Raw genomic sequence first — 21,226 nt, 5'->3', positions numbered from 1 at the left:
GTGGTAAAATAGTTTTGATTTGATAAAAGGGTAGGTACCTAAGTAGTCAAAAGGGGCTGACTGTAAATCAGCTGGCGTTTGCCTTCGGGGGTGCAAGTCCCTCCCTACCCACTACTTTAGTTATGCCACCCTAGCTCAGAGGCAGAGCAACTCCATGGTAAGGAGTAGGTCGTGGGTTCAAGTCCCACGGGTGGCTCATAATTTAATAAAAATAGATTTCAGATTTATGGCAAAAAAACCTTTTGTTAAATTTAAGTGCCAAGAGTGCAAGAAAATTAATTACTTTGTCCACAGGTCTCGGGGAATAGCCGAGAAGAAGTTGGAATTGAAGAAGTTTTGCAAGTGGTGCAGGAAGCATACTCTGCATAAGGAAGGAAAGAAATAATTATTGATAGGCCCGTAGTTCAATTGGTAGAATGACGGTCTCCAAAACCGTTGGTTCCAGGTTCGAGTCCTGGCGGGCCTGCACTTCGACTTCGTGGAACTTCGCTCAGTGTGAACTAGACTATAATACTAATTTTAAAATGGCTATTTTAGAAATTAAAAAATATCCTGACCCAATTTTACGTAAGAAAGCTCAACCGGTTGAGAAGATAACTGACGAGATTGAGAAGCTTAAAAAAGATATGGTAGAGACGATGATAAAGAATGAGGGAGTAGGATTGGCTGCGACCCAGGTGGGGCAATTAAAAAGGATAATTATTATTCAAACCGAAAAAGACCCTCTCGAGCTTATTAATCCGAAAATTATAAAAAGAAGTAAGAAAACCGAGATTACAGAAGAGGGTTGTTTAAGCTTTCCCGGCCTTCGGTTAAAAATAAAGAGAGCAAAAGAAGTTGAAATTAGCGCTCGAGATAAAGTAGGATTGGAAGTTCAAATTTCAGCTCAGGGTCTTCAAGCTCGAGTGTTCCAACACGAGATTGATCATTTAGATGGAAGATTATTCATTGACAGGCTTAGCTTTTTTCAGAGACTGAGGATAAGGAAAGAACTGAAAGAACTTATGAAAAGATTTTAAAAAGGGGATAAAAACAAGAATCCTTTCTTTTTCTGATTACCCTATATTAGGGTAATTTTTGTTTTTCAGGTTAAATTTCGAGCAAAATAAGAGTAAAAAAATGAACTACCCTTATTACACAGATTATCCACAGGTTGTATTGACAATATTCTCTACGATTATATTATATAGGGTTGCGGCAAAGCCATTAGAAGACAGGAGTAAAGGTTAATTTTCATTCGAAATATCAACCAACCTTGACAAGATCATCTTAGAGATTAAGATTAATGAAACTATCCTAGCCTTTGTTTTTAAAACATTTCGGCAGATAAAAAATAAATTTAAGCTACAATTAATGCCAGAAGAAAAAAATTTCTATCTAACCAAAGAAGGATCAATAAAATTAAAAGCAGAGTATCAACATCTAAGAAAGATGAAATCTCTTATGATTCGAGGAGAATCTCCCAAGGTTTGGCATTCAGAAGATTTAAATCCTGAATATCTTTCTTTTCAAGAAGATATAGCTTTTCTTGAAACCAGGTTGATTGAATTGAATAATATCTTCAAGAACTATCAACTAATAAAGTCTCCACCAAAAGCGAAAAGAGATATTGTTAATCTTGGGGCAACAATTTTAATTGAACTCAATGGTCAAATAGAAGAATTTACCCTTGTTGGAAGCCTGGAGGCTGATGCGTCAAATAACAGAATTTCTGATGAATCACCGGTAGGGAAAGCCCTGATGGGGAAAAGAGTAGGGGAAACCACAAAAATAGTTACCCCGATTGTTAATCATTCCTGTAAAATATTAAAAATAAAATATAATCTACAATAAATAATAATTATCAAAATCCGACTATATCATAAAAAATTATGAAGAGTATTAAAAAATTCAAAATTAGCACAAAAGAACTTTCTCGAAAAGAGAAAGCTCTTTTTCAGAAATTAGTTAAGACGGCTGAACTTATAGCTCCTCTTTATTTAAAACAGAAGAATAATAAATATTTGGGAGCTAATTTTTATCCTCACGATGCTAAGGTTGGGGAGATTAAGAAAGCTGCCAAGAAAGATCCCGCCATTTTGAGTCCTTATACTTTTGTAGAAAGGAATAAATCTGGGAAACTGATAGCTATTCCTTATCACATGAAGTTTAGAAAAGAATTAAAACCGATTGCTAAACTTTTGATCGATGCCGCCGGCCTTTCAGATGACTATAATTTTTCTCAATATCTTATAAGCCGGGCTCATTCTTTGCTTAATGGAAAATATGAAGAGAGTGAGATTTTTTGGCTTAAAGCAGAGCCATTTAAATTGAGTTTTGTTATAGGTCCCCTTGAACGTTATCTAGACAAACTTTTTTTTACAAAATGCGCTTATCAGGCTTGGGTGGGGATTTTAGATGAAAAGCGAACTAAAGAGGCTGAGAAATCTAAAAATATAATTCTAACTGGTCGAAGAAAAATTTTAGCTGGATCAGAAAAAGTCGATATTTCTAAGGTAGGGATAAGGGTTGATAAAACGGCTATTTTCTCTGGCTTAATTGCTGATTTTCTGTTTATTGGAACCAATCTTCCTAATAGCGTTGATTTGATGGAAAAATACGGATCAAACCTTAGTATATTTGATGGTTCTTTAGACTTAAAGTTTAAGAACAGACATTTCCCAATTTTTAAGACAGTTTTTGGCAAAAATTTCCAGAAATCTTATTCTAAAGATCTTCTTCACAAAGGATCTTTAAGATGTATCCTTAGTCACGAGATTTGTCATTCTTTAATACGATATCGAGATGCCGAGAAAAGATTAGGAAGGTTTTTTCCAATACTTGATGAGCTTTATGCTAATATTCTGGGCATTAAGAGTTATGGCCCTCTTTTATTGAAAGGAGTTATTACCCAGAAAGAATTAGAAGCCATTTTGATTATGCATATTTGTTGGAATTTTACCTTGTGGTTTAATTCGTTAAAAAACCCCGAGACTTCACATTCTGCGTTCGGTTCAGCTATAGCTCAAAATTTCTATTTAAAAGAAGGAGCAATAGAGATAAAAAAAGGCATCTCCTGGCCTAATTTTACAAAACTTTTTATTTGTATTGACGAACTTTCTCATATTCTTGAGTATCATTTAGCTATAGGGAATTATAAGGAGGCTAAAGAATTTATAGATGAATATGGTTCTTTTGATATTTTTAAACTTTTCCTTCCCGGATTGAAGAGAGTTTTAAAAAAGAATTAATTATAAATAAGCAATTATCAAGAGTGAGTATAAAAAGCGTTTCAAAGCGTTTTTTTTATTTACCCCGTTAGAGATTTGTTTGCTTTGTGCTTTTTCTCTGCCCTTATAATCTTTAACGGGGTTTATACTAATATTTCATGCTATAATTAGAAAATGTATTTAATAGATTCTTTAATCAGAGAAGGTTACTTAAAAACTCCCGGGATAATTGAGGCTTTTCAGGAAATTAAAAGAGTCGACTTTTTACCGGAAGATATGAAGGACCTATCTGAGATAAACGAGGCTTTGCCCATAGGCTTTTCCCAAACTATTTCCCAGCCCTTAGTGGTGGCTTTTATGTTAGAACATTTACAGCCGGAACTCGGAAATAAAATTTTAGATGTAGGGTCTGGATCTGGCTGGACGACCGCTTTGTTGGCTAATATAGTCGGAGAGAAAGGCAAGGTTTTTGCGATTGAAATAGTGCCAGAATTAAAGGAATTTGGCGAAAGGAATATCTCCAGATACAATTTTATTGAAAAAGGAATAGCTAAATTTATCGTAGCTGATGGTTCAAAAGGCTATCGGGAAGAAGCTCCGTTTGATAGAATTTTAACTTCTGCTTCGGCAAGAGAAGTTCCTCAAGCCTGGAAAGAACAATTGAAAATTGGAGGCAGAATTGTTGCCCCCATTGGTTCTTCAATCTGGTTATTAATAAAAGAATCAGAGAATAGTTTTAAAGAAGTCGAATATCCCGGCTTTACCTTTGTCCCGCTAATTGAAGAAAAAAATTAAGACCACTTGCACAAAATTGATTGAATCTTATGAAAAAAAATTTTCTTTCATTTCTTTTATTTTTATCTCTAATATTAATTTTTATTGGTTTTTTGTGGTACGGAATTTATTCACCAAAAGACGTTAATTCCCAAATAGAAGAAATATTTATAATTAAAACAGGAGAAGGAACAAAAGAAATCTCTTTTAATTTAGAGAAACAGGGCTTTATTAAATCAGGGCCTTTTTTTCGTTTTTATACTCTTTACAAAGGAATCTCAGGAGATCTTCAGGCTGGCGAATATTTACTTTCACCCTCGATGGCTGTTCCCGAAATTACAGAGAAATTTGTTTCAGGTAAAGTGATCAAAAAAGAGATTACTATTATTGAAGGTTGGAATTTAAGAGATATTGGTTCGTATCTTGAGAATAGGGGAATGTTTCAGGCAGAAGAGCTCTTTGAGATAGTTGGTTTTCCCTTGATTGATTATTCAAAAACAACCGATCTGCCAAAGCCAGAAGATTTTTCGATTGAGTTCAGTTTTCTGAGAGATAAGCCAAAAAATTTAGGATTGGAAGGCTATTTATTCCCGGATACTTATCAGACCCAGAAAGGAGAGAGCTTGGAAAGTATTATCAGAAAAATGTTTAATAATTTTGACAAAAAACTGACTCCAGACTTAAGAAATGAAATTTCTCGGCAAAAAAAATCTATTTTTGAAATAATTACCATGGCCTCTTTAATTGAAAAAGAAGTAAGAACTTTTGAAGACAAAAAGCTGGTTTCCGGGGTTTTATGGAAAAGATTAAAGGCGGGAATTCCTTTGCAAGTTGATGCCACTATCGCTTACATTACCGGGAAAAAGACAACCAGAATTTCGAAAGAGGAAACCAAAATTGATTCTCCTTATAATGCTTATAAATACCCGGGGCTTCCCTTGGGTCCAATCTGTAATCCCGGACTTGAAAGCATTGAGGCTGCGTTGTATCCTAAAGATAGCGATTTTTGGTATTATCTGTCTACACCAGAAGGCCAAACCATATTCAGCAGGACCTTAGAAGAGCATAATATCGCCAAAGCAAAATTTTTAAAATAATACCAAAAATCGGTTTCCCCCGTGTAGGAAAACAGTGAGCGAAGTGAGCGTTAGAAATCCTTCGACACTGAGCTCAGGACGAAGTGCCGTGGGTTTCTAAAAGAGGGGGGTCGGGGGAAACCATGTGATCGTGTTTTGGTATTATCTGTCTACACCAGAAGGCCAAACCATATTCAGCAGGACCTTAGAAGAACACAATATCGCCAAAGCAAAATATCTTCAATAACAGATAATAATGAATAACGAATACTATTCTTTGTTTACTGTTTACTATTTTCTGAATTATGCCTAAACCATTAGAAAATAGGGAAATTGCCATGATTATTGCCTTCAGGGAATTTCGAGATGAAGAATATTTTATTCCCAAACAAACCCTGGAAATGGCCGGAGCTAATATTACTACGGTTAGCACTTCTTTGGGTGGGGCCATTGGCAAGATGGGCGGGGAAGTAAAAATAGATTTAACTTTAGATGAGCTCAAGGTTGGTGATTACAACGCCGTTTTATTTATCGGCGGACCGGGAGCTGCAAAATATATTGATGATCCTCAGGCTCGCCAGATTGCCAGGGAAGTTGCTGACAGTGCTATGGTTTTGGGAGCAATTTGTATAGCGCCTGCCATTTTGGCAAGAGCTGGAGTGCTTTCCGGAAAACAGGCCACTGTTTGGTCAAATATAATGGATAAGTCGGCCGTTAAAATTCTAAAGGAAGAGGGCGCCGAATATCATTCAGAACCGGTAGTGATAGACGGAAAAATTATTACGGCCGATGGCCCGGCTTCTGCCAAAAAATTTGCCGAAGCTATAATTGAAGCACTAAAAAAAGAATAATTGGGCTTGCCCTTCACCTTTAGCCAAAGGTGTGGGGGGTTGACAAAAGAATAAGAAAGCTTATACTCAAATTAGTATCCACAGACAGTAGGTCTGCCTCTACGGCAGATAAATCCTACCGAGGATTAAAAAGTTAACAGTTAGCAAATAACAGTTAGCAATTTTGTCTGCGGAAGCAGGCATTTTTTATTTTTTGTTCTCTGTTCTCTGTTCTCTGTTAATTAACTTATGGCCTTAACTAAAGCTCAAAAACAAAATATTATAGATGATTTAAAAGAAAAAATTGATCACCAGAAATCAATTGTTTTTGTCGATCTTAAAGGCCTGAAAGTTAAAGATTTATTTGTTCTCAGAACAAAGATAAAAGAGGTTGAGGGTCAGCTAAAAGTGGCGAAGAAAACCTTGATTAAATTAGTTCTGGAAAAGGCCGGTTTAAAATTAGAGAAAGATTTAAAGGGAGAGATTGCCTTAGTTTGTGCTTTCAAAGATTCACTTTCTCCTCTAAAAAAGACTTATCAGTTTTCCCAAACTAATGAAAATCTAAAGATTTTATCTGGTTTTTTTGATGGAAAATTTATCGACCAGGAAGAGATTATGACTTTAGCCCAATTGCCAAGCAGAGAAGAGTTATTGGCAAGATTGGTCGGAAGCATTTCTAATCCAATTTCTGGTTTAGTAAATGTTTTACAAGGGAATTTAAGAGGATTAGTTTATGTCTTAAAACAGTTAACAGTAAACAGTGAGCAAGGAGCAAACTAAAAATATTTTACTAGAAAAGGCAGATAAATTAGCTTTCCAGGTCTATCAGGTTTCTAAAAAGTTTCCAAAATCAGAACTTTTCGGCTTAACTTCTCAAGTCCAAAGATCAGCACTTTCAATTCCTTTAAATATTATTGAAGGTTTCGCTCGACAGAGACCAAAGGAATATGTGAGATTCTTAGAAGTATCTTACGCATCATTAAAAGAAACAAAATACCTTTTATATTTTGCCCACAGAGAAAAATATATTACAAAAATTGATTACGAAAAAATTATACAATTAGCCGAAGAAATAGGTAAAATCATTTGGTCGAAAATAAATAAACTAAAACAAGGAATAGCGGATAGTAGTAACTAACGAAAATTTTGTTAACTGTTGTCTGTTCCTTGTTTACTAATATTATGGTCGAAGAAAAAAAAGAGGAGTCAAAAGAAGAAAAGAAAAAGGAAGTTAAGGTTCCGGAGAAATTTAAGAAATTAGTCGAAGAAATCGAGAAAATGTCGGTTTTGGATTTGGCCGAGTTAGTTAAAATTTTAGAAGAAAAATTCGGAGTTTCTGCTCAAGCTCCGGTTATGGCTGTAGCTCCCTCAGCAGGTGAGGCCCCGGCCGTAGAAGAAAAATCTGTATTTAATGTTGAGCTGAAAAGCATAGGCAGTCAAAAAATAGAAGTGATTAAAGTAGTCAGAGATGTTACCGAGAAAGGCCTAAAAGACGCTAAAGATTTAGTTGATGCTGCAGCTTCTGCTCCCCAGATGGTTAAAGAAAATGTTAAAAAAGAGGAGGCAGAAGAGATGAAAAAGAAATTCGAAGCAGCAGGAGCCCAGGTTGAATTAAAGTAAATTTTCTTGGAATAATAATACAAGACCCTTCACCTTTAGCTAAAGGTGAAGGGTCTTTTGTGTTTTTCTATTATGAAGCCTTGACAAGGTTCTTTATATTTGATATATTAAAAAATCGTTTTGTTTTCGAAGGTTTTGTATCCTATCAGAAAGGGGGATTAGTATGAAGTAAGAAATTTCGGCCCACAACTCCACGAGAAACCCGCGTTAGAAGCCTTGAAAGGGATCTGTCGGTAATGAGAAGAGCTCAGCGGTCCTGTGACGTCTGTGGTCTTGTGCTGGAGGTGTTCAAGAATCCTTCTGGCCAGAGGGTGGAACGGTGTATCACCGACAACTGCCCTCGCGCTGACAATAAACCAGTTCTACTACCGACGAACGGAAGAAGACCCCGGACACCAGGAAGAATTGTCTCGATGGGGACGAGAGCAACCCATGTGATGCAGGCCGCCGGAGAGGCGACAAGAGGAAGAGGAGGATACCGCCTCTAAAGATAAACGAAAGAATTGTACATTAATATATCCCAAATGGGACATCAAAAGGGACATCTTCGGGTGTCCCTCTTGTTTTAGGATTCTTCGCCCTTCACCTTTAGCTAAATGTGCGGGGTCAAGGCTGAGCCCGTCGAAGCCTTGACAAGGTTTCTTGGTCTGGTAGAAAATAGATATGGGATTAAACCCATTTAACCACCAAACAATGGTAGGTCATTACAGGTAGGACACTTAAAGAATTAAGGAGGGATAAGAGTAACTACAGACTATAATATTGAGAATAGACGTGAAAGGAGGGATAGAGGAGAGCGGTGGTTTTTTCATTTAGTTTAAGATATTTCTAGGAATTAAAAAAAAGAGAGATTTTCTTTGGGCACCGAGTTAGTGTGATTTCCTCCCTAACAAGTGTGCCCAAAGAAAATCTCTCTTGAATAAAGCGAATAATCTGTGGATAACTTTTTATTGACTTAACCGATAAAAAGTGATTATATTATTATAGTCTTGTAAAGTATTTCTGCAACCTATCTAGAGGAGGAACTAGATAGATAAGTAATGCTGTTTTTATATCAGATAAATAAATTTCCTCAATTCACTTCCTCAAATTTTGTTTTTTGTTAGCGGAGCTTAGGCTTCGTTTTTTTTATTTTAAGAAAAGCGAAGCTTGGGCTTTGTCCTGGGCCGTGCCCCGACTCAAAAGAGTTCGGGGCCAAGGTCCCGAACCGAGCATATAACGAGTTATGTGCTTGGGTCGGAGTAGGGTTCAGGTTTAAAAACCAAGCCCTCCCAAGTTTTTCTCAAAATTTGGGAGGATAAATAAAGGTCGAATCATAATAAACCAATTAATAAAAACACAAAAATGAAAAAGAAAATTCTATTAGGTTTGGTTGCTGTCGTGGCCGTAGCTGGTGGAGTAGCAGCTCTTTCAGCTTATGAGGCTCACATCATCAACGTAACAGCCAAGATTGAGAATGCTTTATATGTTGACACGACTCCAATTGACTTTGGTACTGTATTCCCACAGGAATATCTTGAGAAAGAAATTCTTATTTCTTTGAGTGATTCATTTCTAGCGCAAGATAGATTAGATGATGTAAAATATGTCATTAAACAGAAGCCAAAGCCAAAAAATCCTGACAATCCAGTACCAGAAGGATTTGACACTTGGCATGACTATTGTGCCGCAAGCGTTCTTGACCTAGACAACTGTTACCCGACTTTGTGTCCTTATCTTTCGAAACATAAAGCAGAAACTGACAATAGTATGGCAACAGATCAATGTGCCGGAGTACTCGCTGATGGAACTTCATATTATGACTGTGGTATTGATGCTTTCCATAACCCAGACGAAATGGCCTATGGTTATTTAGTTCAGTCAGTAAATGACGACGCTGATCTATGGGTAATTGACTTGGATGTTCCATGTTTTGACGGAGAATGTGCTCAAGACTGGACACATTTTGGTTGGGAACTACCAGCTCAATTAAATGGTGAAGTGTTTGGTTGTGATTTGTGGATTGAAGTATACGATTTTAGTGAATGGACAGGATCATAGGATTAACCTTTGATTGTTAATGGATTCCGCCGGATTCCTTGCCGGCGGAAGGATTAGCGATTAACCCTTCACCTTTAGCTAAAGGTGAAGGGCAGGAAAATAAAAATCTAAAGGTCGAAAAGAAGTTAAAATATTAATTGAAAATTTTAAAAATTATGAAAAAGAAAATTATATTAGGTTTGGTCGCTGTTGTGGCCGTAGCTGGCGGAGTAGCAGTTCTTTCAGCTTACGAGGCTCATGTCATCAATGTCACAGCCAGGATTGAGAATGCACTTTCGGTAGCGGTGGAACACATAGATTTCGGTACTGTGTTTCCTCAAGAATATTTAGAGTTTCCTTTAGAAATTGCTTTGAGCGGTTCTTTTCTGGCGGAAGATAGAGTTGATGACGTTGAATATGTCATCAAACAAAAACCAAAACCAATGCCTATTACAGCACCCACTATTGATGGCGTAATCGACGCAGGAGAATGGGATGAGGCATCAGTAGTAACTGTAGCAAATGGAAAAGGAACTGTTTCCATGATGGCAGATACCAATTATCTGTATGCCGCATTTGATATTCTTGATTCCACAGATGCTCGTTTGGGACAGAATACTAGTGGTAATGATCAGCAGGGTCTTAATATCAATCCTGGCCCTGGTCCATGGGGCAAGCCTTATGACATTGTGTTTCAAACAGGCGCAGATGCTTGCGCGTTTACAACTCCTGTTCCTGATAATCCTTGCGTAAGTTCTGGATTAAGTGATGGCTGGCAAACAGAATGGGTTATAAATGGAACACAAGTGATGAGTTTACCAGGAGACCTTGAAACAAAGACTCTTTTCGGTGGAGGTCGTAGAGTTTCCGAATGGAAGATACCTTTAGCTTCAATAGCTCCAGAAGCAGGAGATGAGCTTAAAATAGGGGGAGCAGCAAATGTAGATGGGACTTATAATCCATATCCAGTAGGATTGGATTGGAATGATGTTAACACCTTTTATGTTCTGTTAATTCCAGCCTATCCTGATTTATGTGCTTATTTGTCAAAAACTCCTGACGGTACTCCAGATAACGACACTGGTGTTCCAGCTTTCCATGACCCAGGACAAGTAGCCATTGGTCGTTTAGCTGAATCAGAGCAGGATATCATAGATAACTGGATCATTGATTTAAATGTTCCTTGTTTTGAAGGGATGTGCGCCCAGGATTGGACTCATTACGGTTGGGAACTTGATCCTGAATTAGAAAGTCAAATTTTTGGTTGCGATTTATGGATCGAAGTGACTGGAATTAGTGAGTGGATAGATTAAGCTTAGTTGATTGTTAATGGATTCCGTCGGATTCCTTGCCGGCGGAGTGATTAACAATTAACCCCCACCTTTTATAAAAGAAATGAAAAAGACATCTCTGTGTGATAGAATGGAATGGTAAAAGGTCGGAGGGAAGAATTAAAAATATTAAAGTGAATATGTCTATAATAAAAAAAATATTAATAGTTATTGGGGTAATTTTATCTTTGATTGTTGTTGTTCAGGTTATCAATGCCGCCAAATACAAAATGGTGATTAATGTGGTGGAAGGGGAGAATATAATGGGATTGAATCCTTTGGCAGATAAATTGGATTTCGGAGATTTATCCAGGAACAACGGCATGACAAGATATGTAACCCTAAAGAGCGGAGGAGGGATTTCAACTTTTGTTGTTGTCTGGCAGTTTGGCGAAATAACTGATCTGGTCAAAGTAAATAAAAACCTATTTACTTTGAAACCCGGAGAAGAAGTGAAATTATCTTTTGAGATTCAAATCCCACCTTCAGCTGAAATAAAACAATATTCAGGCCGGGTTTGGATTTTCAGACTGCCAAAACTATTCTAACCATAAAAAACAGAGACCGGGCCTCTGTCAGCTAAAAATTTAAAGGTTGCGAGGGTCTATGAAAAAGTTTTTGAAAAATATAGCAGGTTGGATTTTATATATCGCCATTTTAGTTGGTTTGGTTTATGGAATTCCTAAGGGTTTAGCTTTTGTCTTAAAAACAGAGCATCCGATGGCTACCATTACTTCTGGCTCTATGTGGCCTTCTTTAAAGAAAGGAGATTTTATCTTAATAAAAGGAATTAATAATAAAGAAGATATTAAAGTAGGAGACATAGTCGTTTATAAAAATCCAAAGGGTTTTACTATCCACAGGATTATACAAATGGATGAGGATACTTTCGTGACTAAGGGCGATGCCAACAACACCAACGATCCTCCCATAAAATACGAAGAAATTATTGGCAAACCGTTAGGCTCTAATCAAAAACCATTTAGAATCCCCATATTAGGAAATATTGGTATTTTCATTGGTCAAAAAATACTATAATGCCAAAGAAAAAATCCCCAACAAGCCAATATTATCAGGAAGTAGAGATTCCGATAAGGATCATTAAGAGCACTAAGAAAGCATTAGATGCAATAGACATGTTAGGTACAGCTTCAAATAAAATAAGACTGGGTTTATCTAAAAGATTCTTGAAAAAGGCCGTTATCTTTGGCTTAATTCTTTTTGCATTTCTTGCCCAAGCTTTTGCGTTATCTGCTTTTGAGGCTCACGTAATTAATGTCACTGCTCATATATGTACACCCTTAGAGACCCGGACAATTGGCTTCTGGAAGAATCACCCCGAAATTTATGTTGATAATAATTATCTGCCTCAATTGCTGGGAGATGATGTAATCGATACACAAGAGAAGGTTGATGAAGTTTTCGAAAATGCTAATGCCGATGAAATGAGAGATATGTTAAAAGCTCAGTTATTAGCAATGAAATTCAATATTGCCCATTTTGGAGTAGGAAATTATGTTGTCGAAAGCGAGAATATAACTATATATGAACTCGTAGTCAGGGCAGATGATATTTTGCGAGACCCTAATTCAACCAGAGAAGAACAGGCGGAAATAAAAAATACTTTAGACTATTTAAATAATCTTGGCCATACGAGACAATGTTTAGGGGCAACTCTTGCGTTTGATACTCCGCAGCCAGAACTAGTTTTTGAATCATTTTTATTAGCAGGAGATAACTTTTTACTAGGAACGCAATCAGCCCAATTAATTAATGATAATCCCGGGGAAGAAGCTCCAAGCGAAGAAATGCCTACCGAAGAACCCTTCGACCCGGCTCAGGGCGAGCCACTAGCAGAGGAACCCCCTGCAGAGGAACCTCCACCAGCCGAAGAGCCTCCAGTTGAAGAAGAACCACCTACTGAAGAGCCTCCAGCTGAAGAACTTCCAGCCGAAGAACCAACCCCAGCAGAGGAACCGTCGACAGAAGAACCGCCAGTTGAAGAGCCTTTAATTGAAGAAGAACCGCCTGTTGAAGAGCCTCCAGTAGAGGAACCCTTCGACCCGGCTCAGGGCGAGCCACCAGTAGAGGAACCTCCTGCCGAGGAATCACCATCAGTAGAAGAGCCACCAGAAGAAGAACCCTTCGACCCGGCTCAGGGCGAGCCACTTGCCGATGAGCCACCACCAGCCGATGAATCTACTTCAGAATCTACCCCAGAACCTAATTAATTTAATAACGAACCTGTTAACGATGAACCTGCTGTTAAGCAATATATTAAAAAAACCAGGAAGGACGATAATTCTACTAACAATAGTAGTTGGTTTCATTTTGGTTTTAGCAAGTTTAGTGGCAGATACTACAAAAGTTTCTGCTCAGATTTTACCAATCTTAGTCCAGGAAGAGAATTTAGATTTTGGTACGGTTTTTCCTGGAGAAGAACATCAGGGCAATTTTACTATTTATTTTGTTGAAGAATACGAGGAAGACGGGATAAATTATAGAATTATTCAAAAGAGAAAACCATTACCGCCAGAACATCCAGAATATCCAAATGGCGGTGATCCGGCAATGCCAGGTTTTTACCGCAACCTTTGCCCTTTTTTAACTAAAGTAAGCATTGAAGGAGAAGGGGATACTGAAAATCAAGCTTTTGTTGGAAACAACGACTTATCTGATGTTTGGATAATCTATTTTGAGGTGCCGGCCATTGTAGGCCATGTTGCCCAAGATCATATTGGTGGAGTTATTGCTTCTAACGGTGAATACGGCTGCGATGTTTCAATTGATATTTTAGAGTGATATCCTGTTGATTTTAAGGGGGGGGGCGACTATTGACGAAAATATTATAGTATATTAAGTTTTATTATCCCGTTAAAGGATAAATTTTTTATAAAAAAGTTTGTTCTTCAGGATATCTAAGGAGGTAATTGTTCTTTATTTGTTCTTTCATAGAGGAGAGAGAAATCATTAACATATAACTCAACGATTAAAAACTAAGCACATTTCACCTTAGCCTTTTTTTGATGTGTTCGAGTTATTTCGTGATTTTATGAACAACTATATGAACGACTTTCTTGTTTTTACCTCCGATGCAAGAACATATTATCTTCAAAAAACTCTTAAATTAATATTTGCTGTAATTTTGGCGGCAGGTCTTGGTTTTACTGTCCTTAGCGTTCCTTCTTCTACGTTAGCTTCCGATAATCCGTATAACGTTGTATTCAACGAGCGGACAACTGACAGCCAAAACAACACTTCAACATGGAGCTATACCGTTGATAAGACGAGTGAGGGTCCCGACCTTTCTCATTGGATTTGGGAGCCCTGTTTTTCTGAATCTGAAGGGGAGCGCGTTGTAAGCACAACTCCAGAGACCCAGTGGGTTGATTCTGACGGATCTACTGGCCATTACGGCGTCAAATGGAACATTGAAGATGGTTTTGAATGGGACACGAATCAGATGCAACATTTACTGTTACTATCACAGGCCAGCCAGCCGTTGATTACATCGGCGCTGTAGCTGTTATTAAGGCCGGCCAAGCAGGAGATCATGATGAAGATCATGAGTATGGTAACCAGCCTCATTTTGATTTAACTGTTCCCGGGCCAAGTTGCCAAGAACCACCCGAACCAACCTATGCTATTTCAGGAATGAAGTTTAATGATGAGAACGAGAATGGCGTCAATGATGAAGAACCAGGCCTCGAAGGTTGGACTATAAACATTGAAGGCCCTGACCAACTTAACGACTCTACTACCACTAACGAAGAGGGTAATTACAACTTCTCTGACTTGTCTTCTGGCAGTTATACGGTTTGTGAAACCCAGCAAGAGGATTGGGAACAAACTTATCCTGCCGATAATAATGGCTGTCATATTATAGAAATAGAAGATGAAGATGCGGACGGAGTAGATTTTGGTAATTATCAGGCACCAATCGAAGAAGAACCTGAAACACTTGGTTCAATAACTGTTTGTAAAATTATTATTGATTCTGAGGAAAATATAGTAGATGGTTCTGAGCTTTTTGGCGCTGAATTTAATATCTCTGGACTTACGCCAGATCCTGAACTTTCAACCGGCTCACCGGCAGGCGAAATACCAACTTCAACATTTACAACTCCATTATTATTCACTGATGATTTAATTGGTGATGATGAAGCTAATGACGCCCAATGTATTACCTACACTGATCTTACCCTGGGCGGTTATTATTATGGAGAGGAAACGAGTCCGGATTCTGGCTGGGAAGAACCTTTATATAATGACCAATTTACTATACAAGTAACAAGCTTGGATGATTTCTTCGAATATGATGATAAGCTCTTTGATGAAGATTATTCAAATGACGGTTCCCGTGATAAAAATGTTGATGGCCACATTGTTTTAACTGAAAACTGGCCAGACAGAACATTGGTGGTTCTTAATCAATATCAAGAGATTCAGCAAGAGTCTTTAACTATTCTTGCCTACAAGGTAGTTTGTGAGAGCGAAGAGGATCTGCCGAATTGGGCTACTTTGGGAGTCCAGTCAGGAAAGCCGGACATAATTACCGAGAACACTGCTCAAGATTATGTGACAGCCAGTAATGGTAAATGTTGGCTTGAAGCTGATTGGGACTTTCAATGGGGATTTAACGGACAAGCCCAAAAGCAGGCAGGCGACCATATTGGTCCAGCTCCCGAAGGAACAGGATGGAATGATTTTAGTTTTTCAACAGGAATAGATATTCCTGCCCAAGTTCAGATTAATGAGATAGAAGAAGGTGTTTCAAAAATTTGGGTTAGAGAGAATCTAAAAGAAAATTATAGTCCTTTTGCTAATTTTTACGGTGGCTTACAAGACGATGTTTCAGCAGAAATGTTATGCCATGATGATATACTGAATTATGATAATTATGACTATATTAGAGCTCCGCAATTAGGAGAAACATATTACTGTATAGCTTTCAATGCTTCCGAAGAAGAAGAGCCAGAAGAAGGCGTTCAACCCGGTGATATTGTCATTAATGAAATAATACAAAATCCAGATACTGTTTCTGATTCGGATGGAGAGTGGTTTGAAATTTATAATACTACCGACAGCGATATTGATCTTGAAGGATGCTTAATTCGAGATGATGACATAAACAGCCATACAATTAATTCTTCTTTAGTGGTGCCAGCTGCCAGCTATGCAGTTTTAGCCAGAAACGGTAATCCCGGAGAAAACGGAGGTATAACCCCGGATTATGTTTACTCTAGCTTCTTTTTGGTTAATACTGCAGATGAAATTATCCTTGAATGCGATGATACCGAAATAGACCGTGTCGAATATGACGGCGGCCCTGACTTCCCGAATCCCACAGGAGCTTCAATGATCTTAGCTGACCCTGTTTTAGATAATAATGTAGGAGCTAATTGGTGTGTTTCTACTTCTTCTTTCGGAGATGGAGACTTAGGGACTCCGGGGGCCGTAAATGATAGTTGTGCAGAAGAACCAGAGCCAGAACCAGAGCCAGAAGACACTATCATTTCTGGTTGTAAATATAATGATATTAATAATAACGGCCAAATTGACCAGGAAGAAGAAAAACTGGGCGGCTGGACAATCGTTTTGGAAAAACAAAACGGCGAAGATTGGGAACAGGTTACCTCTGCTATCACCCCGCAGGAAGGAGACAACCAAGGATGTTATCTTTTTGACGGACTAGAGGCAGGGAACTACAGGGTAAGCGAATCTATGGCGGGTCAGACTGGTTGGATTCAGACCTACCCGGGCAGCCTTTCATACATAGTTTCTATTGATGAAAATGAGACCTTGTCAGATATTGATTTCGCGAATTATTTATCCTGCACAGACAATGATGGCGATGGTTATGCGGTAGAAGGAGGTGATTGCGGTTTAATAGACAGCGATGACAATAACCCGGATGTTAATCCGGGCGTTGAAGAAATTTGCGACAACGGTATAGATGATGATAGTGATGGAAACGTTGATGGAGATGATTCTGATTGTCAAGTAAGTCCGCCTGTCAGTGGCGGAGGCGGTTCGGTTGTAATCTTTGGATTAACTGTATTTAATGAGAAAAACGAGGAAGTCTTAACAGATACAGTTACTGTTACTTGGTTTACTAATATGCCGGCTACCAGCCGAGTTGTTTATGACACCGTTTTTCATTCTACCTTAAATGATTCTCCGAATTATGGCTACGCTTTCTCAATAACTGAAGATGTAAATAAAGTTACTTTCCATACAGTAATAATTATAGGTTTAACTCCAAACACTACTTATTTCTGGCGGGCAATCTCACATAGTTCACCGCCCGAAATTTTAGGCAGAGAGCTGACCTTTACTACTGGAAGTGTTCAAGAAGAAGGTGTTGAAGAAGAAGCAGAAGAAATTCCTCTTGAGGACATAGAAAAAGGACTAAAGGAAATAGGGGATAGGATAGAGACATTAAGAGCAGAGATAGAGATAATTTCTCCTCAGGTTCCAACTGAGACTCCAGTGGTTGAAACCGAGGCAGAAGAGATTGAAGAAGAGATTGAAGAAGAGATTGAAGAGGAAGAAGAAGAGGAAGAAGAAGTTATCACTGCTGAAGCCGAAGAAGAGGGAGGATTAGGTTTCAATCAGTTCTTAGCAGCAATTAGTGGTATCTTCAATCTAAAAGACTTCTCAGGAAATCTCTTTTGGATTTTACTTTTAGCTTTAGTTGCATTGTTTATTTTATTCTACTTAACGAAAAAAGGAATAAAAAAAGAAGATGAAAATACTTGGTTGATATTAATTACTGCTGCAGCAATATCTGTTATTATGGCTTTCCTTATGCAATATTACTGGATTCTGTTTTTTCCAATTATTCTATTGATTATTTTGTTATTTTTCGGTAAAAGAAAAAAAGAGGAAGAAAAGAAAAAAAGACCTTTTTTCTAAGAATATTCAGTAATATCTTGTAAAGTAAAAGCCGGGCTGAGCCCGGCTTTTACTTTATTTTAATCAAAACAATAACTGTCAAAATCCGACTTTATAAACCTTAATTCCGTTTAAAAGATAAATTGTTTTACCATCTTCTGATACTGAAAAATCTTTTAAATTATTGAATTGGTCTGACTGAAATTGTTGCAAAATTTCCCCCTCTTTAGTTGTAATGATGATTCTTTTTTCTGCCGGCTCTAAAATATAGAGATAAGGAAGATTGTCTGCGGTAAAGATTTTAGTTGGCTTTTCAATGTAAGGAAAGAAATTAAACTCAAGTTTTTCTTCAAAGAAGCCCTTGGTGTATTTCTCGATTTCATACCCTTTAGTTAAAATCCAAATTGAACCATCTATTGCCATTGATTTTGCATCAATTGGTTTTTTCGTCGCTAAGCTAAGCCAGAGACTTCCCTGAAATTCAATCCGATTTTCATTGAAAGAATATTTTAAAATTTCTCCCTTTTTATTATCCAGGAAGTAAAGGTTTAACTGAAAAATAGCGAAATCATTGAATTGATAATCAGGATATGGGTCTTTAAGGAAGAAGGCCCGTCTAAACTGATTTTCTTCAAAAGAAAATAATTTATTGGGCCGGGAAAAAAATAGAAGCATACCCTTTTTTTCTAAGGCAGCCGCTAAATTAAATTTGTCTTCAACCTGAATGGCATCAACTCCTTTTTCTTTTGGTTCTAATCGATAAATATCCGCCAAATAAGGATTAAATAAATAGAGTTTTTCTTTAAATCCAACCATTTTCTGGGGAGTAAAATTAACTGTTCCAAAATCAAAAATTATTTCTGGATTATCGATTATTTCCAGTTTATTTAAAGGAATAAGCTGGGATTCAATTAAGTTTTTTAATTGAAAAACTTTATTTTCTACCGGACTGTCAGTTTTATCTAAAGGTAGAATTATGTCCCAGGCCTGTTGATAGAGTGTATTGGCCTTTTCTCTATTTTCCGAAATTAGAGCTTCTTGGGCTGATTGAATCTTTTCTTCCACCTCAACTAAGATAAGCTGAATTTTTTCGATCTCTCCTTTTCTTTCAAGATTCGCCAAAAATCCTCCTACAGTAAGGACGAAAATAAGGATTAAGATTAATAGTGAATTTCTTTTGGAAGCCTGGGAAATACTGACTTTTGGTAATCTTGTAAGCAAATTGAGAACCGGCAGTTTAAATAAGCTGAAGACAGGAAGTTGGAATTTTAGCTCCTGAGGAATTTTTACTTGAATTTGAGAAGGCTTTAATTTCAACAATAACTTTCGAATTTTTTCTTTTGAAAAGAAGTTCGAAATTTGCCAAATTGAAAAAGGTAATATCTTTTTTTCAAGAGTCACCCTTTCTTTAGCAGTTTCTTCTCCAACCAAATCAACTAAAAAGCAAATTCCAGAAATTTCTGAAGAAATAAATTCTTTCTTTTGAAATATCTTTTTGAGTTCTTTTTCTCCGATTTTTTCCAGCTTAGCAATATCTTCTAATAGATTTTCAGCAGCAAAAAAATCAGAGACTTTTTTGGTTAAAATCACTATTCTATCATCGGAAGAAATTTTTCCAGAAACAGTATTGCTAAAAATTTTTAGCGGATATGGTTCTATTTCCTGCAGCCTTAAGGTTTGATTAATATCGGTTATTTGCCCTTCTCTTAGAATAAAAAGTGAAATATCTCCCGTGGTTGTGAAATTGATAGTATTGTCTTTTAAAGAAAGAACGGCAAAATCAAGATTTCCCAGCCAACTAACATTTCCTTTCTTGGTCTCTTCTGCCAAAAATTCATTAGCTTCCTTTAAACATTCTCCGAGAGAGAGTTCCGGAGAACGTTCTGTAACCCGATAATATTCTTTTTTAATTTGAGCGCTTAATTGTTCTAGGAATCTGGTATTCTGAGGTAAAACATTAGAGAGAGTACCTACCATATAAAGCTTGCCCATTTTTCTTTCCCAGATATTTTCCGGCTCAAAAACAAAGCTATCGTAAATGACATCTTCTTTGGCTTTCGGATTAAAATGAAATTCAAAAACTTGCATGTTTTTTATAAGGCATAATGCCTTAATTTATTATATCCTTTACACATAAAAATAAAAATGCTAAAAAATTGGTGAGGGCGTATAGTTCGACCGGTTACCCCATAGCACAAATGTTTCGTTATTTGACTACGGGGCGGGGAGCGTCTTCTCTTTCTTGGGTGAGTAGCTCAATGGCAGAGCACTGCGGTCACATCGCAGGGGTTACAGGTTCAAATCCTGCCTCACCCACAAATTTTTTCCGGGATGGTAAGAAGAAAAAATAGATAAGTCCCGGAAAACAAAAAAAGCCCTCAATCAGGGCTTTTTGTTAAAATTTTTTGGACTTTGGCTAGTTGATAATAATGCTGAATCTTTCTTCTTGTGCTTGCTAAAATTAATTTGTTCCTTAAAAGAAGTATAAAATTATTTATTTTTGTCTAAGCAAAACTTCCATATGAGGATAAGCAAATTCTATATTTTTGGAGCTCTGAATTTTCTTAAATATTTCTTCGGTAATTAAGCTTTCTATTTTTACTCGAGAGTCAGCCGGGGCATGATACCGGACGATAATATCTATTCCGGAGGGTTGGAACGAAATTCTTAAGTATGATTCCTCTGTTTTTTCGATAAAATCTTTAAGGATTTTTTTTGCAGACTGAAGAGCAATTTCTTTCGCTTTCTCCAGATCAGACTCAAAAGTTATAGAGAGCTTTACGTCATCTAAAATAGTTTCTCCCGTTTTTGTGTAATTGATGACATTTTGTTCAAATAACTTAGAGTTTGGAATTAAAATAACTCTTCCCGATTTTTCTTCAGCTTCTATGGTTCCGCCAATTTCTCCAATATGAGTGTGAGATAGGGTTATACCTAATACATCGCCTTTTACCTCGCCGATACTTATTCTGTCTCCGATTTCAAAGGGCCTGTTAATGACTACCATTAACCAGGCAGCAACCCCGCTAATTGGTTTTTGGAGAGCGAAACCCAAGGCAGCCGTTAGAAAACCTGCAGCTAATCCTATTCCACCCAGAGAGCCGGTATAAACCAGAATGGCAAAGATGAATACTATAACAAAGATAAAATACTTGATTGCCCGTGAGAGAATTTCGATGTTTGACTGTTGTTTTTTTGATTTAGTTCTTTTGAGGATCCTTCGTTTTGCCATTCCGAGGAGAATATTAGATAGCGAAATTAAGATTACAAATATTAAAACCGATCTCAGGAGTTTTATACCAGAATCTAAATTGAGATTATTAATGAAGTCAAGCATTTTTTAGATTTTTTGTTACAATAAGGTAAAATAATGGAAAAGCAACCGTATAATAGCAAAAATAAAGCAATTTCACAAGACTTTCTTCATAAATTTCAGAAGGAATACCAATGTGAAGGTCTGTTTTGAAAGG

At 37.2% G+C, this 21,226-nt stretch carries 19 protein-coding genes, 4 tRNA genes and 1 pseudogene; 22 read left to right on the top strand and 2 right to left on the bottom strand.

The window, feature by feature from the left end; genetic code table 11:
- Positions 1–28: 28 nt before the first annotated feature.
- The 21 genes and pseudogenes from ENH66_03295 to ENH66_03195 all read left to right on the top strand — a co-directional run bounded on the left by ENH66_03295 (position 29) and on the right by ENH66_03195 (position 17,777).
- A tRNA-Tyr gene (locus ENH66_03295) sits at positions 29–114 on the top strand.
- A gap of 10 nt (positions 115–124) precedes the next feature.
- Positions 125–196, top strand: a tRNA-Thr gene (locus ENH66_03290).
- A 30-nt stretch (positions 197–226) separates the two neighbouring features.
- Positions 227–385: a 50S ribosomal protein L33 gene (gene rpmG, locus ENH66_03285; GenBank protein HDZ54699.1), complete on the top strand. Its 159-nt coding sequence runs from the start codon at positions 227–229 to the stop codon at positions 383–385.
- A gap of 8 nt (positions 386–393) precedes the next feature.
- Positions 394–466: transfer RNA gene (locus ENH66_03280), tRNA-Trp, on the top strand.
- 58 nt (positions 467–524) lie between these two features.
- On the top strand, positions 525–1,019 hold the full coding sequence (gene def / locus ENH66_03275) for a peptide deformylase (protein HDZ54698.1): 495 nt from the start codon (positions 525–527) through the stop codon (positions 1,017–1,019).
- A gap of 334 nt (positions 1,020–1,353) precedes the next feature.
- Positions 1,354–1,833 carry a hypothetical protein gene (locus ENH66_03270; GenBank protein ID HDZ54697.1) on the top strand — a complete coding sequence of 160 codons (480 nt, stop codon included), beginning with the start codon at positions 1,354–1,356 and terminating at the stop codon, positions 1,831–1,833.
- Positions 1,834–1,871: 38 nt separating this feature from the next.
- Positions 1,872–3,230, top strand: coding sequence for a hypothetical protein (locus ENH66_03265; GenBank protein HDZ54696.1), 1,359 nt, complete (start codon positions 1,872–1,874; stop codon positions 3,228–3,230).
- Positions 3,231–3,383: 153 nt separating this feature from the next.
- Positions 3,384–4,004, top strand: coding sequence for a protein-L-isoaspartate O-methyltransferase (pcm, locus tag ENH66_03260; protein HDZ54695.1), 621 nt, complete (start codon positions 3,384–3,386; stop codon positions 4,002–4,004).
- Positions 4,005–4,033: 29 nt separating this feature from the next.
- A complete protein-coding gene (gene mltG, locus ENH66_03255) occupies positions 4,034–5,080 on the top strand; it encodes an endolytic transglycosylase MltG (GenBank protein HDZ54694.1) in 1,047 nt (348 codons plus the stop codon).
- A gap of 284 nt (positions 5,081–5,364) precedes the next feature.
- The gene (locus tag ENH66_03250; GenBank protein HDZ54693.1) at positions 5,365–5,910 is read left to right on the top strand and encodes a DJ-1/PfpI family protein; all 546 of its coding nucleotides are present in this window, start codon (positions 5,365–5,367) and stop codon (positions 5,908–5,910) included.
- 228 nt (positions 5,911–6,138) lie between these two features.
- Entirely contained in the window at positions 6,139–6,669 is a 531-nt protein-coding gene (locus tag ENH66_03245; GenBank protein HDZ54692.1) for a 50S ribosomal protein L10, read from the top strand.
- Complete coding sequence (locus ENH66_03240; protein HDZ54691.1) at positions 6,650–7,027, top strand: four helix bundle protein; 378 nt, start codon at positions 6,650–6,652, stop codon at positions 7,025–7,027. The genes ENH66_03245 and ENH66_03240 overlap by 20 nt, the downstream gene beginning before the upstream one ends.
- 44 nt (positions 7,028–7,071) lie before the next feature.
- Complete coding sequence (locus ENH66_03235; protein HDZ54690.1) at positions 7,072–7,509, top strand: 50S ribosomal protein L7/L12; 438 nt, start codon at positions 7,072–7,074, stop codon at positions 7,507–7,509.
- 1,368 nt (positions 7,510–8,877) lie between these two features.
- Positions 8,878–9,549, top strand: coding sequence for a hypothetical protein (locus ENH66_03230; protein HDZ54689.1), 672 nt, complete (start codon positions 8,878–8,880; stop codon positions 9,547–9,549).
- A gap of 155 nt (positions 9,550–9,704) precedes the next feature.
- A complete protein-coding gene (locus ENH66_03225) occupies positions 9,705–10,841 on the top strand; it encodes a hypothetical protein (protein HDZ54688.1) in 1,137 nt (378 codons plus the stop codon).
- A gap of 101 nt (positions 10,842–10,942) precedes the next feature.
- Entirely contained in the window at positions 10,943–11,407 is a 465-nt protein-coding gene (locus ENH66_03220; GenBank protein HDZ54687.1) for a hypothetical protein, read from the top strand.
- 58 nt (positions 11,408–11,465) lie between these two features.
- Positions 11,466–11,897, top strand: a complete 432-nt coding sequence (locus ENH66_03215) for a signal peptidase I (GenBank protein ID HDZ54686.1) — start codon at positions 11,466–11,468, stop codon at positions 11,895–11,897.
- An 806-nt stretch (positions 11,898–12,703) separates the two neighbouring features.
- Positions 12,704–13,003: pseudogene (locus ENH66_03210) on the top strand (peptidase).
- Positions 13,004–13,052: 49 nt separating this feature from the next.
- Positions 13,053–13,661, top strand: coding sequence for a hypothetical protein (locus ENH66_03205; GenBank protein HDZ54685.1), 609 nt, complete (start codon positions 13,053–13,055; stop codon positions 13,659–13,661).
- Between the two features lie 262 nt (positions 13,662–13,923).
- Complete coding sequence (locus ENH66_03200) at positions 13,924–14,382, top strand: hypothetical protein (protein HDZ54684.1); 459 nt, start codon at positions 13,924–13,926, stop codon at positions 14,380–14,382.
- Positions 14,307–17,777, top strand: a complete 3,471-nt coding sequence (locus tag ENH66_03195; GenBank protein ID HDZ54683.1) for a hypothetical protein — start codon at positions 14,307–14,309, stop codon at positions 17,775–17,777. The genes ENH66_03200 and ENH66_03195 overlap by 76 nt, the downstream gene beginning before the upstream one ends.
- A 78-nt stretch (positions 17,778–17,855) precedes the next feature.
- On the opposite strand, the gene ENH66_03190 is transcribed toward ENH66_03195, so the two are convergent.
- Complete coding sequence (locus tag ENH66_03190) at positions 17,856–19,844, bottom strand: hypothetical protein (GenBank protein ID HDZ54682.1); 1,989 nt, start codon at positions 19,842–19,844, stop codon at positions 17,856–17,858.
- A 156-nt stretch (positions 19,845–20,000) separates the two neighbouring features.
- Here ENH66_03190 and ENH66_03185 point away from each other — a divergent pair.
- Positions 20,001–20,075: transfer RNA gene (locus ENH66_03185), tRNA-Val, on the top strand.
- Positions 20,076–20,250: 175 nt separating this feature from the next.
- Here ENH66_03185 and ENH66_03180 read toward each other — a convergent pair.
- The gene (locus ENH66_03180; GenBank protein HDZ54681.1) at positions 20,251–21,093 is read right to left on the bottom strand and encodes a mechanosensitive ion channel family protein; all 843 of its coding nucleotides are present in this window, start codon (positions 21,091–21,093) and stop codon (positions 20,251–20,253) included.
- Positions 21,094–21,226: the final 133 nt, after the last annotated feature.

The organism is Candidatus Nealsonbacteria bacterium (genome assembly GCA_011050465.1).
In the GTDB taxonomy this organism is placed as follows: domain Bacteria; phylum Patescibacteriota; class Minisyncoccia; order Minisyncoccales; family RBG-13-36-15; genus RBG-13-36-15.
This window is presented reverse-complemented; position numbering and strand designations above follow the sequence as displayed.